General features: G+C 60.8%; 12 protein-coding genes. 7 read left to right on the top strand and 5 right to left on the bottom strand.

Annotated elements, in window-relative coordinates:
• The first annotated feature begins 108 nt into the window (after positions 1-108).
• The 3 genes from JFT81_RS16810 to JFT81_RS16800 are packed head-to-tail and all read left to right on the top strand — an operon-like array spanning position 109 to position 2,142.
• A complete protein-coding gene (locus JFT81_RS16810) occupies positions 109-534 on the top strand; it encodes an SgcJ/EcaC family oxidoreductase (RefSeq protein WP_201228193.1) in 426 nt (141 codons plus the stop codon).
• Positions 535-575: 41 nt separating this feature from the next.
• On the top strand, positions 576-920 hold the full coding sequence (locus JFT81_RS16805; RefSeq protein ID WP_201228192.1) for a YciI family protein: 345 nt from the start codon (positions 576-578) through the stop codon (positions 918-920).
• The gene (locus JFT81_RS16800) at positions 913-2,142 is read left to right on the top strand and encodes an RNA polymerase sigma factor (RefSeq protein ID WP_201228191.1); all 1,230 of its coding nucleotides are present in this window, start codon (positions 913-915) and stop codon (positions 2,140-2,142) included. The genes JFT81_RS16805 and JFT81_RS16800 overlap by 8 nt, the downstream gene beginning before the upstream one ends.
• Positions 2,143-2,264: 122 nt before the next feature.
• On the opposite strand, the gene JFT81_RS16795 is transcribed toward JFT81_RS16800, so the two are convergent.
• Positions 2,265-2,990 carry an SDR family oxidoreductase gene (locus JFT81_RS16795; protein ID WP_201228190.1) on the bottom strand — a complete coding sequence of 242 codons (726 nt, stop codon included), beginning with the start codon at positions 2,988-2,990 and terminating at the stop codon, positions 2,265-2,267.
• A gap of 111 nt (positions 2,991-3,101) precedes the next feature.
• On the opposite strand from JFT81_RS16795, the gene JFT81_RS16790 reads away from it, so the two are divergent.
• Positions 3,102-3,938 carry a LysR family transcriptional regulator gene (locus JFT81_RS16790; protein WP_201228189.1) on the top strand — a complete coding sequence of 279 codons (837 nt, stop codon included), beginning with the start codon at positions 3,102-3,104 and terminating at the stop codon, positions 3,936-3,938.
• 99 nt (positions 3,939-4,037) lie between these two features.
• Here JFT81_RS16790 and JFT81_RS16785 read toward each other — a convergent pair whose 3' ends face one another.
• On the bottom strand, positions 4,038-4,892 hold the full coding sequence (locus JFT81_RS16785; RefSeq protein ID WP_201228188.1) for a LysR family transcriptional regulator: 855 nt from the start codon (positions 4,890-4,892) through the stop codon (positions 4,038-4,040).
• 89 nt (positions 4,893-4,981) lie between these two features.
• Here JFT81_RS16785 and JFT81_RS16780 point away from each other — a divergent pair, with 89 nt between their 5' ends.
• Positions 4,982-5,413 carry a multidrug/biocide efflux PACE transporter gene (locus JFT81_RS16780; RefSeq protein WP_201228187.1) on the top strand — a complete coding sequence of 144 codons (432 nt, stop codon included), beginning with the start codon at positions 4,982-4,984 and terminating at the stop codon, positions 5,411-5,413.
• A gap of 138 nt (positions 5,414-5,551) precedes the next feature.
• Here JFT81_RS16780 and JFT81_RS16775 read toward each other — a convergent pair whose 3' ends face one another.
• Positions 5,552-6,307 (bottom strand): SDR family oxidoreductase, encoded by a 756-nt coding sequence (locus tag JFT81_RS16775; RefSeq protein WP_201206021.1) that lies wholly within the window; start codon positions 6,305-6,307, stop codon positions 5,552-5,554.
• Positions 6,308-6,429: 122 nt separating this feature from the next.
• On the opposite strand from JFT81_RS16775, the gene JFT81_RS16770 reads away from it, so the two are divergent.
• Entirely contained in the window at positions 6,430-7,326 is an 897-nt protein-coding gene (locus JFT81_RS16770) for a LysR family transcriptional regulator (RefSeq protein WP_201206019.1), read from the top strand.
• A 140-nt stretch (positions 7,327-7,466) separates the two neighbouring features.
• On the opposite strand, the gene JFT81_RS16765 is transcribed toward JFT81_RS16770, so the two are convergent.
• Entirely contained in the window at positions 7,467-9,080 is a 1,614-nt protein-coding gene (locus JFT81_RS16765; protein WP_201228186.1) for an inorganic phosphate transporter, read from the bottom strand.
• A 1,400-nt stretch (positions 9,081-10,480) separates the two neighbouring features.
• A complete protein-coding gene (locus JFT81_RS16760) occupies positions 10,481-11,503 on the bottom strand; it encodes a transporter (protein WP_095121237.1) in 1,023 nt (340 codons plus the stop codon).
• Positions 11,504-11,778: 275 nt separating this feature from the next.
• On the opposite strand from JFT81_RS16760, the gene JFT81_RS16755 reads away from it, so the two are divergent.
• Positions 11,779-13,401 carry a methyl-accepting chemotaxis protein gene (locus JFT81_RS16755; protein ID WP_201228185.1) on the top strand — a complete coding sequence of 541 codons (1,623 nt, stop codon included), beginning with the start codon at positions 11,779-11,781 and terminating at the stop codon, positions 13,399-13,401.
• Positions 13,402-13,467: the final 66 nt, after the last annotated feature.

The following is a 13,467-nucleotide window of genomic DNA, read 5'->3' as shown; positions in this document are numbered from 1 at the left end:
GGATTCTAGCGACTTTGCCTTCCGTGGAAATCTTTTGTTTCGCCTGTCGATCTGTCGACTCGCCGAGCGACTAAGGGTGTCTTCACAACAAAAACCACGGAGAACACCATGAGCGCACAGACTGAGATCCAGACGCTGATCAACACGTACCGCGAAGCCGTCATGACCAAGAACGTGGAGAAAGTCATGGCGCTGTACGCCGACGACATCGTCTCCTTCGACGCGATCAAGGCCCTGCAATTCAAGGGCAAAGCGGCCTACCGCGCGCATTGGGTGGCGTGCATGGAAATGTGCCCCGGCCCGCACATTTTCGAGTTCCACGAAATCGCCATCGAGAGCGCCGACAACATCGCTTTCGCCCATTGGGTGGCCAACTGCGGCGGCACCAATGACAAGGGCGAAACCCAGAGCTGCTGGATGCGTGTCACCGCGTGCTATCGGCAGGTGGGCGGCGCGTGGCGGATCGCTCACGAACACTGGTCGGCCCCGTTCGATCCGATGAGCGGCGCAACCCTGTTTGATGTGCAGCCGTGATCTTCAGCCATAGTTGATCCGTTCGAATCAGGAGAACCGCCATGAAGTATTTATGCCTGGTCTACAGCGATGAGCGCCTTCTGCACGCGTCGCCCGACAGCCCCGAAGATGCCGAATGCTGGGCGTACGCCGAGTCGATCCAGGGCAGCGGGCGGATGGTCGCTGCCGAAGCGTTGGAGTCGGTGCAGACCGCCACCACTGTGCGCATGCGCAACGGTAAATTGTCGATCACCGATGGCCCGTTCGCGGAAACCAAAGAGCAACTGGCCGGTTTCTACCTGATCGACGCCAAGGACCTCAATGAAGCGATCCAGGTCGCCGGCAACATTCCGGCGGCGCGAATCGGCAGCGTTGAAGTGCGGCCGGTGCGGCAGTTGAATGTCTGAGCTGCGCACGCGGGTCGAGCAGGTCTATCGCGAAGACTCGCGGCGGATTCTGGCGACGCTGATTCGTCTGCTGGGTGATTTCGACCTCGCCGAGGAAGCCTTGCACGAGGCGTTCTTCGTCGCGGTCGAGCGCTGGCAGCGCGACGGCGTGCCGGACAATCCACGCACTTGGCTGGTGTCCACCGGGCGCTTCAAGGCGATTGATGTGTTGCGTCGGCGTGCGCGCTTCAAGGCCGCACAACCCTTGCTGCTGGCGCAACTGGAAGAACTTGAACAGGCCGACTGGAGTGGTGAGGACGTGGAAGACGATCGCCTGCGGCTGATCTTCACCTGTTGTCACCCGGCGCTGGCGGCCGATGCGCAAGTGCCGCTGACCTTGCGAGAAGTCTGCGACCTGACCACCGAGGAAATCGCCCGCGCTTTCCTCTCGGCGCCAGCGGCAATTGCCCAGCGAATCGTGCGCGCCAAAGCGAAGATTCGCGACGCGAAAATCCCCTATCAAGTACCGAGCCTGAGCGAACTGCCCGAACGCCTCGACAGTGTGCTGCGGGTGATTTATCTGGTGTTCAACGAGGGCTATTCGGCGTCGATGGGCGCTGAAGTCACCCGAGAGGATCTGACCCGCGAGGCGATCCGACTGGGGCGGTTGTTGATGGAGTTGTTGCCGGAACCCGAGGTCATGGGCCTGCTGGCGCTGATGCTGCTGCACGAATCGCGGCGGCCGGCGCGCACCTCACCCAGTGGTGAACTGGTGTTGCTGGATGATCAGGATCGTGCGCAGTGGGATGCCGAGCTGATCGCCGAAGGCTGTGCACTGGTGGAGCGCGCACTGACCACGCGGCGGTTTGGCCCATATTGTTTGCAGGCGGCGATTGCCGCAGTGCATGCCGAGGCGCCGACAGCCGAGGAGACCGATTGGGAGCAAATAGTCGGGCTGTATGACGTGCTGTTGCGGGCGGTGCCGTCGCCGGTGATCGAGTTGAACCGCGCGGTGGCGGTGGCCAAACGTGATGGAGCGTTGGCCGGGTTGCGCTTGATCGAGGGGATTCTGGATCGCGGTGAACTGCAGGATTACCATCTGGCGCATTCGGCGCGGGCGGAATTCTGTCGGCAGTTGGGAAGGGTGGAGGAAGCGCGAACGGCTTACCTCCGAGCTCTGGCGTTAACCCGACAAGAGCCGGAGCGAAGGTTTATCGAGGCGCGCCTGTCGCAGTTGGATTGATCCAAAACCTTCAATGGCAGTGCCGACCCTTTCGCGAGCAGGCTCGCTCCCACGGTTGATCTCATTCCAAATGTGGGAGCGAGCCTGCTCGCGAAGAGGCCAGTAAGCCCAACATCAAAACATCAGGCTTGCTGGCGGGTCGCGGCCATGACGATCTCGCGAATGCACACGCCCTGCGGCTGCTCATACGCATACGCAATCGCCGTCGCGACATCCTCGGCACTCAACACCGTACCGCCCATCTCTTGTTTCCACGCCTGATAACCGGTCTTGATCGCCTCGTCAGTGGTGTGGCTGAGCAGCTCGGTCTCGACAGCCCCCGGCGCAATTGTGGTCACACGCACGTTGTGCGGCGCCAGTTCTTCACGCAGGTTTTCCGACAAACCATGCACGGCAAACTTGGTGCCGACATACGCGACGTGGTTCGGGAACGTCTTGCGCCCGGCCACCGAGCTGACATTGATGATCGTGCCGTGCTTGCGCTCAATCATCCCGGCGACTACAGCGTGCACGCCATTGAGCAATCCCTTCACATTGACGTCGAGCATCTGATCCCACTGCGCCGGATCCTGCTCGCTCATCGCGCCCAGCAGCATCACACCAGCGTTATTGATCAGCGCATCGGCCGGGCCGAATTGCGCTTCGGCTTCTGCCACGGCGGCGAGCAAAGCGGCGCGATCCGTGATGTCGACTTTGCGGCTGAGCGTGTTCGGCAGCTCCAGCGCTTGCAGGCGTTCGATGCGTCGCGCCAACAACAGCAAAGGATGGCCGGCCGCGCTGAGACGACGGGCGGTGGCTTCACCGATGCCCGAGCTGGCACCGGTGATGATGATCAAAGGCTTGCTCATGGTGGAACTCCTGAAATAAGAATTTCAAATGACTGAACGATGAGCGCAGTATATTTAGCCCTGTACGGGCTGAAAAATGCCTTATTCCTCTGTCACCTATCGGAATTTCCTATGGATATCCGTCACCTCAAAGCCTTCCTCGCGGTATTCGAAGAGCGCAACATTACCGCTGCCGCGCAGCGACTGTTCATCAGTCAACCGACGCTGTCGGTGACGATCAAGCAGTTGGAAGAAGAACTCGGCGCGACGTTGTTCGTACGTCAGCCGCGCGGTGTCGAGGTCAGCGATGAGGCGCGGTTGCTGTACCCGCAGGCGCGGCGGATGGTGGCGGAAGCGGAGGCGCTGAGCCAGATGTTTCGCGGGCGCGAAAATCGTGCAGCGCTGACCCTGGGCATCGAGGGCGACATCGCTGCCAGTCATATCGAAGCGTTCGTGCGCATGGCGCATCTGGCGTTGCCGAATTTGTTACTGACGCTGGAGGAGGGGTGCAGCGGCGAGGGTCGCCTGGCGGTCGAGGAGATGTGCTGCGAGGACGAATTGTTCCTGCCGCTGTGGGAAGAACCGTATGTGATGGCGTTGCCATTGGATCACCCGATGGCGCTGGCGCAGGCGGGTTGGGCGCCGATTGCGGATTGGATTACGTGTCCGCAGCATCCGTCGCATCAACGTCTGATGGCGTTATATGGGCGCTCGCCGGAGGCGGTGGCCGGGCATGCCGGTTCGTTGCAGCAGGCGTTGCACATGGTCGCGGCGGGTGTCGGGGTGGCGATGTTGCCGCAATCGCTGGTGAACGGCCATGAGCGGGTGGTCGTGCGCGCACTGCACCTGCCGGCGCCGACCCGACGGGTTGGCTTGTGTTATGCGGCGCAGGCGCTGGAACTGCCGGCGATGCGTGGGCTGCATGAGTATTTTCAGGTGAACCGGCCAGCAGCGATTGAGGCGGCTTGATCGGTTGTCTGGGCTGACGCCTTCGCGAGCAGGCTCGCTCCCACACTTGGAATGCATTCCCCTGTGGGAGCGAGCCTGCTCGCGAATGGGGTCACCCCCCTATTCCAGCATCTTGCTCAGCAACCAGCTACCCGCCGGCCCCGGCGGGTACAGCCGCGACCACAGCGCATCGACAAACACCGGTTTCGGCCAGCCGCGCACGTTCAGTTCCACCAGCGTGCCATTACCGAAACGCCCCACCAGCCAACGCGGCAGCGGCGCCCAGCCGAAACCCATTTCGGCCATTTCCATCAGCATCAGATAACTCGGCGCCGACCATACTCGACCCTTCGCGCGACTCTCGTACGGATTGACGATGGTTGCCAGGCGCAATTCGCGATGCTGTTCAAGGCTGGCTTGATCGATGTTTTGCAGTTTCGTCAGCGGATGTTCGGCGCTGACGAACAGCGCGATATCGGTACGTTCGGCGACGGTCGAGGTCACCAGGTCTGGCGGATAAGTGTCCTGCATTTCGGCGAACGCCAGATGCGCACGACCGCGCTGCACCAACTCGATCAGGTCATCGCATTCGGCGATCAGGCATTCCAGCTCCAGGTCCGGATAACGCTGCTCGAACCCGACCAGCGCCGCTTCGAAGCGCGCCGATTGATAAGTGTCGGAAATCGCCACGGTCAGTTTCGGCTCGACGCCTTGGGACAGTTGCCGCGCGGTCATTTCCAGTCGACTGCTGGCCGCGAGAATTGCCTCGGCCCGTTGCAGCATCACGTGGCCGGCCGGGGTCAGCGTCGGCTTGCGGCTGCTGCGATCGAACAGCACCAGGTCCAGATCAATCTCAAGGCTTGCCACCGCCGCGCTGATGGTCGACTGACTGCGCCCGAGTTTGCGCGCCGCTGCCGAAAACGAACCTTGAGTCGCGGCTTGAACGAACGCCAGCAACACTTCTTGAGAGGCCATGAACTATCGCCTTGATCGATGGTTATTGGTTATGAAGTATCGGAGCGATGCCGGAACATGGCAACCATCTTCACTCAAGGAGTCAGGCCATGACGGCTAACAAATCCATCACTGAACGTATTTTCCAGGCCGTCGGCTTCGAGCTGCTGGCGATCCTGATCTGCACGCCGTTGCTGGCGTGGATCATGAAGAAGTCGCTGCTCGACATGGGCGCGGTGACGCTGCTGATCGCGTTGTTGGCACTGGCGTGGAACGTCGTGTTCAACGGCTTCTTTGACCGCATGCTCAAACGCCTGAATATCGGCCACAACGCCTGGGTGCGGGTGGTCCACGCGCTACTGTTTGAGGGTGGTTTGATCGTGATGGGCGTGCCCCTGATTGCGTGGTGGTTGTCGGTCAGTCTGTGGCAGGCATTCTTGCTGGATATCGGCGTGCTGCTGTTCTTCCTGCCGTACACCTACGTGTATCACTGGGGCTATGACGTGCTGCGCGAACGCTTGCTGATGGCCCGTACGGTCTAATGCTGGAATGCAAGTTGTGGCGAGGGGATTTATCCCCGTTGGACTGCGCAGCAAGCCCATCTTTTCTGGATCAAAAGAGGGGGGCGCTGCGCACCCCAACGGGGATAAATCCCCTCGCCACATGGGGCGGTGTCAGATTTAGAGAAACATCCCGCCGGAGGCTTCGACGCGTTGGCCATTGATCCATTGCGCACCCGGTGACAGCAGCAGCGCCAATGCTCCGCCAATGTCATCCGGCTGCCCGGCACGGCCCAGCGCGGTGTTTTCGGCGACCATGGCGTTCACCGCCGCGTTGTCGCGCACGGTGCCGCCGCCAAAGTCGGTTTCGATCGCACCTGGCGCCAGGGTATTCACGGCAATCTGTCGCGCGCCCAGCTCTTTTGCCTGATAACGAGTGAGTACTTCAATCGCGCCTTTCATCGCCGCATAAGCACTGGCGCCCGGGAGGGTGAAACGCGCGAGGCCGCTGGAGATATTGATGATGCGCCCGCCATCGTTGATCAGCGGCAGCAGTTGCTGAGTCAGGAAGAACGGCCCTTTGAAATGCACGTTCATCAGCAGGTCGAATTGCTCCACGGTGGTTTCGGCGAAACTCACGTGCAAACCGACCCCAGCGTTGTTGATCAGAAAATCGAAGCGCTGACGATCGAAGTGTTGCAGCGCCTTTTCGACGTGTGTGCCGAACGCAGCAAAGCTTTCGCTGCGGCCGACATCCAGTTGCAGCATCACGGCTTTACCACCGAGTGCTTCGATTTCGCTTACCAGTGCCTGGGCTTCATCGGCGCGGCTGTGGTAGGTGCCGATGATGTCGACGCCTTGCGCGGCGAGGTGCAGGGCGGCGTTTTTGCCCAGGCCACGGCTGGCGCCGGTGATCAATGCGATTTTGCGGTTCATGAGGCTTCCTCGATTGCGCTGAGTGGTGGTGATGGGTTCAGTTTATTTATCCGCCGGGAGGTGATAAACAGACTGAAATCGGAATCACTGGTCGGATCTGGCGAACAATCGAGGGTGAGCCCATGAACAAACTGGAACTGCTGCGAACCTTCGTCCGGGTCAGCGAATTGTCGAGTTTCACCCTTGCCGGTGAGAGCCTCGGCTTGCCGCGCTCGACCGTGTCCGAGCATGTGCAAGCGCTGGAGGCGTTACTCGGCACGCGCCTGTTGCAGCGCACCACGCGCAAGGTGCAGGCGACGCAGGATGGTCTGGTGTTGTACGAACGCAGCAAGGACTTGCTGTCGCACATGGACGAGATCGAAGGATTGTTTCGCCAGGACGAAGCCTCGCTGACCGGGCGCATTCGTGTCGACCTGCCAAACATTCTCGCGCGGCGCCTGATCCTGCCGCGCCTGCCGCAGTTCATGGATCGTCACCCGAACCTCGAGCTGGAAATCAGCAGCACCGACCGCCGCGTCGATTTGCTCAGCGAGGGGTTCGACTGCGTGGTGCGGATCGGCGCGCAGCCTGATCAATCGGTGGTCGCGCGGCACCTCGGCGACTTCTCGATGATCAACTGCGCGAGCCCTGCGTATCTCGAACGCTACGGCGTGCCGCAGACTCTGGAGGATCTGGCGCAGCATCGATTGGTGCATTACGTCGGCGTACTGGGTTCGCGTTCGGAAGGGTTTGTGTACGAGGAGGGCGGTCAGGTCAAACGCTTGCCGATGGCTGGCAGCGTGACGGTCAACAGCACCGATGCCTACGAGTCGGCGTGTCTGGGCGGCTTCGGGCTGACCCAGGTGCCACGCACCGGCATGCAGCCGCATCTGGACAACGGCGAACTGGTAACGGTGTTGCCGCAATTCACCGCCCCAGCGATGGGCATTTCATTGTTGTATGCGCGGCAGCGACATTTGCCGCTGCGAGTGCGCGTGTTCATGGATTGGCTCGGCGATGTCATCCGCTCAACCCTCTGACCACAACCTGGACTCAAACCTCGCCGGATCTCTCTCTATTACGGCTACCGGTAGGAGCTGCCGCAGGCTGCGATCTTTTGATCTTGCGTTTGAACAACAAGATCAAAAGATCGCAGCCTGCGGCAGCTCTCCTACAGGGGTCAGAAGATTTGTGTGAACAGCCAGTAGAGGCTGCCTGACAACAGGATGGCGGCTGGCAGTGTCAGCACCCACGCCATCAACAGATTGCGGATGGTCCTCATCTGCAACCCGCCACCGTTGGCGACCATGGTCCCGGCCACACCCGAGGACAACACATGCGTCGTCGACACCGGCAAACCAAACATGTCCGCGGCGCCAATGGTCAGCATTGCCACGGTTTCTGCGGACGCGCCCTGAGCGTAAGTCAGGTGGGTCTTGCCGATTTTTTCGCCGACCGTGACCACGATGCGCTTCCAGCCGACCATGGTGCCCAGCCCGAGCGCAATGGCCACGGCGATCTTCACCCACAGCGGAATAAACCGCGTGGCGTTGTCGATCTGCTGCTTGAACAGTTGCAGCTTGCCAGCGGTATCCGCATCGAAGTTGCCGACCTTGTTCTTGTCCATCAAGCGAATACTTTCGCTGGCCAGGTACATGTCGTTACGCACGTTGCCCATGGCTTCAGCCGGGACTTTCGCCAACGAGCCGTAGCCTTTGACCTCTTCGCCGATGTGCCCGGTGAGGGCGGCGAGGGCGGGAATCAATTGCGGCGTGGCCTCCTTGCTACGCACGTAATCGGAAAGGGTCGCCCGTGGGTCGGCCGGCGCCGGCAGCGGTGCGTTTTTTACCAGCGCTTGCTGAGTGACTTGCGCCACGGCGGCGAACTGCAGGGATTGTTCTTCCGGCATGGTCCGGTTCAGCGCATAAGCCATCGGCAAGGTACCGACCAGGATCAGCATGATCAGGCCCATGCCTTTCTGGCCGTCGTTGGAGCCGTGGGCGAACGATACACCGGTGCAGGTCAGGATCAGCAAACCGCGAATCCACCATGGCGGCGGGGCGTTGCCTTCAGGGGCTTTGTACAGCGAGCGATTCTTCACGAACGCGCGCAAGGCCAGCAGCAGCAACGCGGCGCAACCGAAACCCACCAGCGGCGACAACAGCAACGCATAACCGATCTTGGTCGCCTGCGCCCAGTCGACACCGCTGGTACCGTCGCGGCCGTGCATCAAGGCATTGGCCACGCCGACACCGATGATCGAGCCGATCAAAGTGTGTGATGACGAGGCCGGCAAGCCCAGCCACCAGGTGCCGAGGTTCCACAGAATCGCGGCGATCAGCAGGGCGAAAATCATGGCGAAACCGGCGGACGAGCCCACCTGCAGAATCAGCTCCACGGGCAGCAAGGCGATGATGCCGAACGCTACCGCGCCGCTCGACAGCAGCACGCCGAGGAAGTTGAAAAAGCCCGACCACACCACCGCGACATTTGGCGGCAGCGAGTGGGTGTAAATCACCGTCGCTACGGCGTTGGCGGTGTCGTGGAAACCGTTGACGAACTCGAAACCCAGTGCAATCAACAGCGCCACGCCGAGCAGCAGAAACGGCGTCCAGGTGGTGACCACGGTGCCGAGTTCGTGCATGTCGTGCATCAGGCTGTAGGCGGTGAACAGCATCCCCATCGCCAGCACGGCGAAAAAGATCACGTAGGTGAACGGGCCGGTTTTCTTGTCGAGGGCAGGCCTGCCGCTGGCGGCGGACGCGGGGCTGGCGGTCAGGGAGGGAGTAGCCATGGGAGGACAATCCTGAGCGAGGGAAGGAGTGCCGCCCATGATCGTTGCAGAATGTTACAGAGAGACTGCGATAGATCAGTGTTTGGCGGATTAGCCCGACCACTGATCTGTTGACCCCATCCCTAAGCTCAGGAGGGGACGGTGATCTAAGGTGAGCTCTGTGTGGCGAGGGGATTTATCCCCGCTGGGTTGCGAAGCAGCCCCAAAAACCTTCACCTCGGTGTATCTGCTCAACCGCATTCACCGGATTTACGACTGCTGCGCAGCCGAACGGGGATAAATCCCCTCGCCACAGAATTTCTGGCACCTCAATGGATCTGTGGTGGGCAAGGTCAGTAATCGCCTCTTTTGCGGAACGCCCAGCGCCCGGCAATCACGGTGAACGTCGCCACCAGCGCGACCAATATCCAGAAGCCTTCCTGCCCAACCGCGCCCACCGAGGTGAGCTCTTTGTGGCGAGGGGATTTATCCCCGCTGGGTTGCGAAGCAGCCCCAAAAACCTTCACCTCGGTGTATCTGCTCAACCGCGCCCACCGAGGTGAGCTCTTCGTGGCGAGGGGATTCATCCCCGCTGGGTTGCGAAGCAGCCCCAAAAACCCCCACCTCGGTGTATCTGCTCAACCGCATTCACCGGATTTACGACTGCTGCGCAGCCGAACGGGGATAAATCCCCTCGCCACAGAATTTCTGTCACCTCAATGGATCTGTGGTGGGCAAGGGTCAGTAATCGCCTCTTTTGCGGAACGCCCAGCGCCCGGCAATCACGGTGAACGTCGCCACCAGCGCGACCAATATCCAGAAGCCTTCCTGCCCAACCGCGCCCACCGAGGTGAGCTCTGTGTGGCGAGGGGATTTATCCCCGCTGGGTTGCAAAGCAGCCCCAAAAACCATTCACCTCGGTGTATCTGCCCAACCGCGTGCACTGGATTTACGACTGCTGCGCAGCCGAACGGGGATAAATCCCCTCGCCACAGAATTTCTGTCAGCCCAATGGTTCTGTGGTGGGCAAGGGTCAGTAATCGCCTCTTTTGCGGAACGCCCAGCGCCCGGCAATCACGGTGAACGTCGCCACCAGCGCGACCAATATCCAGAAGCCTTCCTGCCCAACCGCGCCCACCGAGGTGAGCTCTGTGTGGCGAGGGGATTTATCCCCGCTGGGTTGCAAAGCAGCCCCAAAACCATTCACCTCGGTCTATCTGCCCAACCGCGCCCACCGAGGTGAGCTCTTTGTGGCGAGGGGATTTATCCCCGCTGGGTTGCGAAGCAGCCCCAAAAACCATTCACCTCGGCGTATCTGCCCAACCGCGTGCACTGGATTTACGACTGCTGCGCAGCCGAACGGGGATAAATCCCCTCGCCACAGAATTTCTGTCAGCCCAATGGTTCTGTGGTGGGCAAGGTCAGTAATCGCCTCTTTTGCGGAAAGCCCAGCGCCCGGCAATCACGGTGAACGTCGCCACCAGCGCGACCAATATCCAGAAGCCTTCCGGGTCCTGCGACAACGGCACGCCCCCGACATTCATCCCGAAAAAACCGGCAATGATGTTGATCGGCAGCGCCAGCACCGTCACTACCGTCAAGGTAAACAGCGTGCGGTTGCTCTGTTCGTTGAGGTTGGCGGCGATCTCCTCCTGCAACAGTTTGATCCGCTCGCCGAGGGCCGTCAGGTCGTTGATGATCAGCGCAAACTCCTCAGTGGATTTGCGCAGCTCCTTGACGTCCTCCTTCTGCAACCATGGCGGCGGCCGGTTGAGCAGGCGCAACAACGACCCCGGCTCCAGCGCCAACAGTCGTTGCAAACGCACCAGCACGCGGCGGTTGGCACCGAGTTCGGCGCGGTTGGTCGACAGCCGCGAGGAGAGCAATTCATCTTCGACCTGATCGACGCTCAGGCTGGTCTTGCGCACGATTTGCGTGAGCACTTCGCCCTGATCGCGCAGCAGGTGCACGAGCAGTTCCGAGGGCGAGCGAAAGCGTTCGCCAGCCTTCACCGATGAGCGCAATTTGTCCACCGAGTGCAACGGTTGCAGGCGCGCGCTAACGATCAGTTTGCTGCGCACGCAGACCCACAGCGTCGACACGTCTGACGAGACCATGCTGCTGAGGTTGAACACTACGTCGTTGACCACCGCCAGCAACGCCGAGTCGACGTGCTCGATGCGCGTCGACCGCGAACCTTCGTGCAGCGCCTCGAAAAACTCCTCAGGCAATTGCAGATGGCTTTTCATCCAGCGTTCGCACGCGGCGTGAGCCAGGTTCAGGTGCAGCCAGAGGAATTCGCCGCTGTCGCTGTCGTCTTGCAGGCAGCGCAACGCGGTCGCCGAATCGACTTCGCGGCCGCGTTCGCCGGGCAGAAAACGAAAGCCGTAAAGCAGGCCAAACAGATCAGGATCGCGATGACTGATGTCGAGGCTGTGGTTCATGAAAGCTCGCTGCGAGGAGGGCGTCTGGCGCGGGATTGTCAGGTTCACCTGAGCCGCATCTTCGCAATGTCACATGACGTTTGTGTGACAGCAAAATGACGTCAAATCAGCGGCTTACCGACAGTCGGATTTTCTTCAAGAAGCGCTCTGGTACGCCGATCACGCTTAGGTTACGTTGCGCGCCTTTGGCCATGAGCCAAGGCTCGCCGACATGGATGTCCGGCAAAATTCCACGCCTTATCGGGCGTGCCTCATCCCTGTCATGAGTACCTGCGATGCTGCAAAAATCCTTGAGAGCGCAAATTCTCGCCCTGCTGAGCGGCAGTCTGCTGGCGATGCTGTTGATCGCGCTGGCCTGCTTCCACTTCCTGTCCAACGGTGTGCAAAGTTACAGCCAGTTGATCGCGGGCCCGTTGCACACTTCGCAACTGATCGATGAGGCCAACCTGCAATTCAAGGTGCAGGTACAGGAATGGAAAAACGTTTTGCTGCGCGGCAAGCAACCGGCAGACCTGGCCAAGTATTGGGGCCAGTTCGAAGACCGTCAGCGTGATGTGCAAAATATTCTCGGCGAACTGGCCGGCCAGAAAGGCATCGAACCGAGCCTGAAAACCCGCATCGAGCGTCTGCGTGACGAGCATCGCCAACTCGGCGCTGCTTACCAAAGGGGCCGAGATGCCTATGTCGCAGCCGGTGCTGATCCGACGGCGGGCGACGTTGCCGTCAAAGGCGTCGACCGGGCAACCAGCGATCAGATGAGCGAACTGGTGGCCGAGCTGCGCAAGCAGGGCACCGAGCAATCGGCGCAGATCAGTGCCGAAGCTGATCACACAGTGTTGCTGGGCATTCTGGTGATGCTCGCGTCGGGTCTGTTGATCGGCCTGTTGAGTCTGTGGCTGGTCAACCGCAATCTGGTCGAGCCGATCCGTAAACTGATTGATTACGTCACCCGGTTGAGCCGCGGCAAACTCGCCGAACGCGTGGTCAGCGACCGTCAGGATGAGTTGGGCAATCTTGCTGCGGCGGCCAATACCCTGCGCGATTTTCTCGCCGACACCTTCACTCAACTGCAACGCAGCGCCAGCGATCTGGACAGCGCCAGTGGCGAGTTGAATGCCATCGCCACGACCATGGCCGGCGGCACCAACGAGCAGTTCAACCGCACCGACCAAGTGGCCACGGCGATGAACGAAATGTCTGCCACTGCTCAGGAGGTGGCGCGTCACGCAGCCGATGCGGCGCGTGCGGCCGACGACGCCGACCAGTCTGCCCAGCAGGGTGAAAAGGTCATGCAAAGCACCATTCACAGCATCACCCAGATGCGCGGCGAGATCGCCAACACCGCCACGGTCATCCGTCGTCTGGAAGCCGACAGCGGCCGCATCGGCAAAGTGCTGGAAGTGATTCGCGGCATCGCCGAGCAGACCAACCTGCTGGCGTTGAACGCGGCGATTGAAGCGGCGCGGGCGGGTGAGGCCGGGCGTGGTTTTGCCGTGGTTGCCGATGAAGTCCGCAACCTCGCACAGCGCACGGCTGAGTCGATCATCGAGATCAATCAGATCATCCAGAGCGTGCAGACCGGCGCGGTGGACGCGGCCCAGGCCATCGACAGCGGCCAGACCCGTAGCGACGAAAGCGTCGAGCAAGTGACTCAGGCCGGGGCGATGCTGGAGCGCATCACCCATGCGGTTGAAGCGATTCGCGACATGAACCGTCAGATCGCCACGGCGGCTGAAGAGCAGACGTCGGTGGCCGAGGACATTTCGCGCAACCTGACCGAAATCACTTCGATCGCCAGCACTAACCTCGATAACGTCCAGCGCACCGAAAGCGCCAGCCAGAACCTGCATGGCTTGTCGGGACAACTGAACGAAGTCACTGCACGCCTGAGCGCGTGACCCTTTGACTGTGTACCGATTCGGATACCGAGTCGCTACACAGTCGATCTCAAGTTGAGCTGAGCA

This window comes from Pseudomonas sp. TH43 (assembly GCF_016650635.1).
Classification (GTDB): domain Bacteria; phylum Pseudomonadota; class Gammaproteobacteria; order Pseudomonadales; family Pseudomonadaceae; genus Aquipseudomonas.
This window is presented reverse-complemented; position numbering and strand designations above follow the sequence as displayed.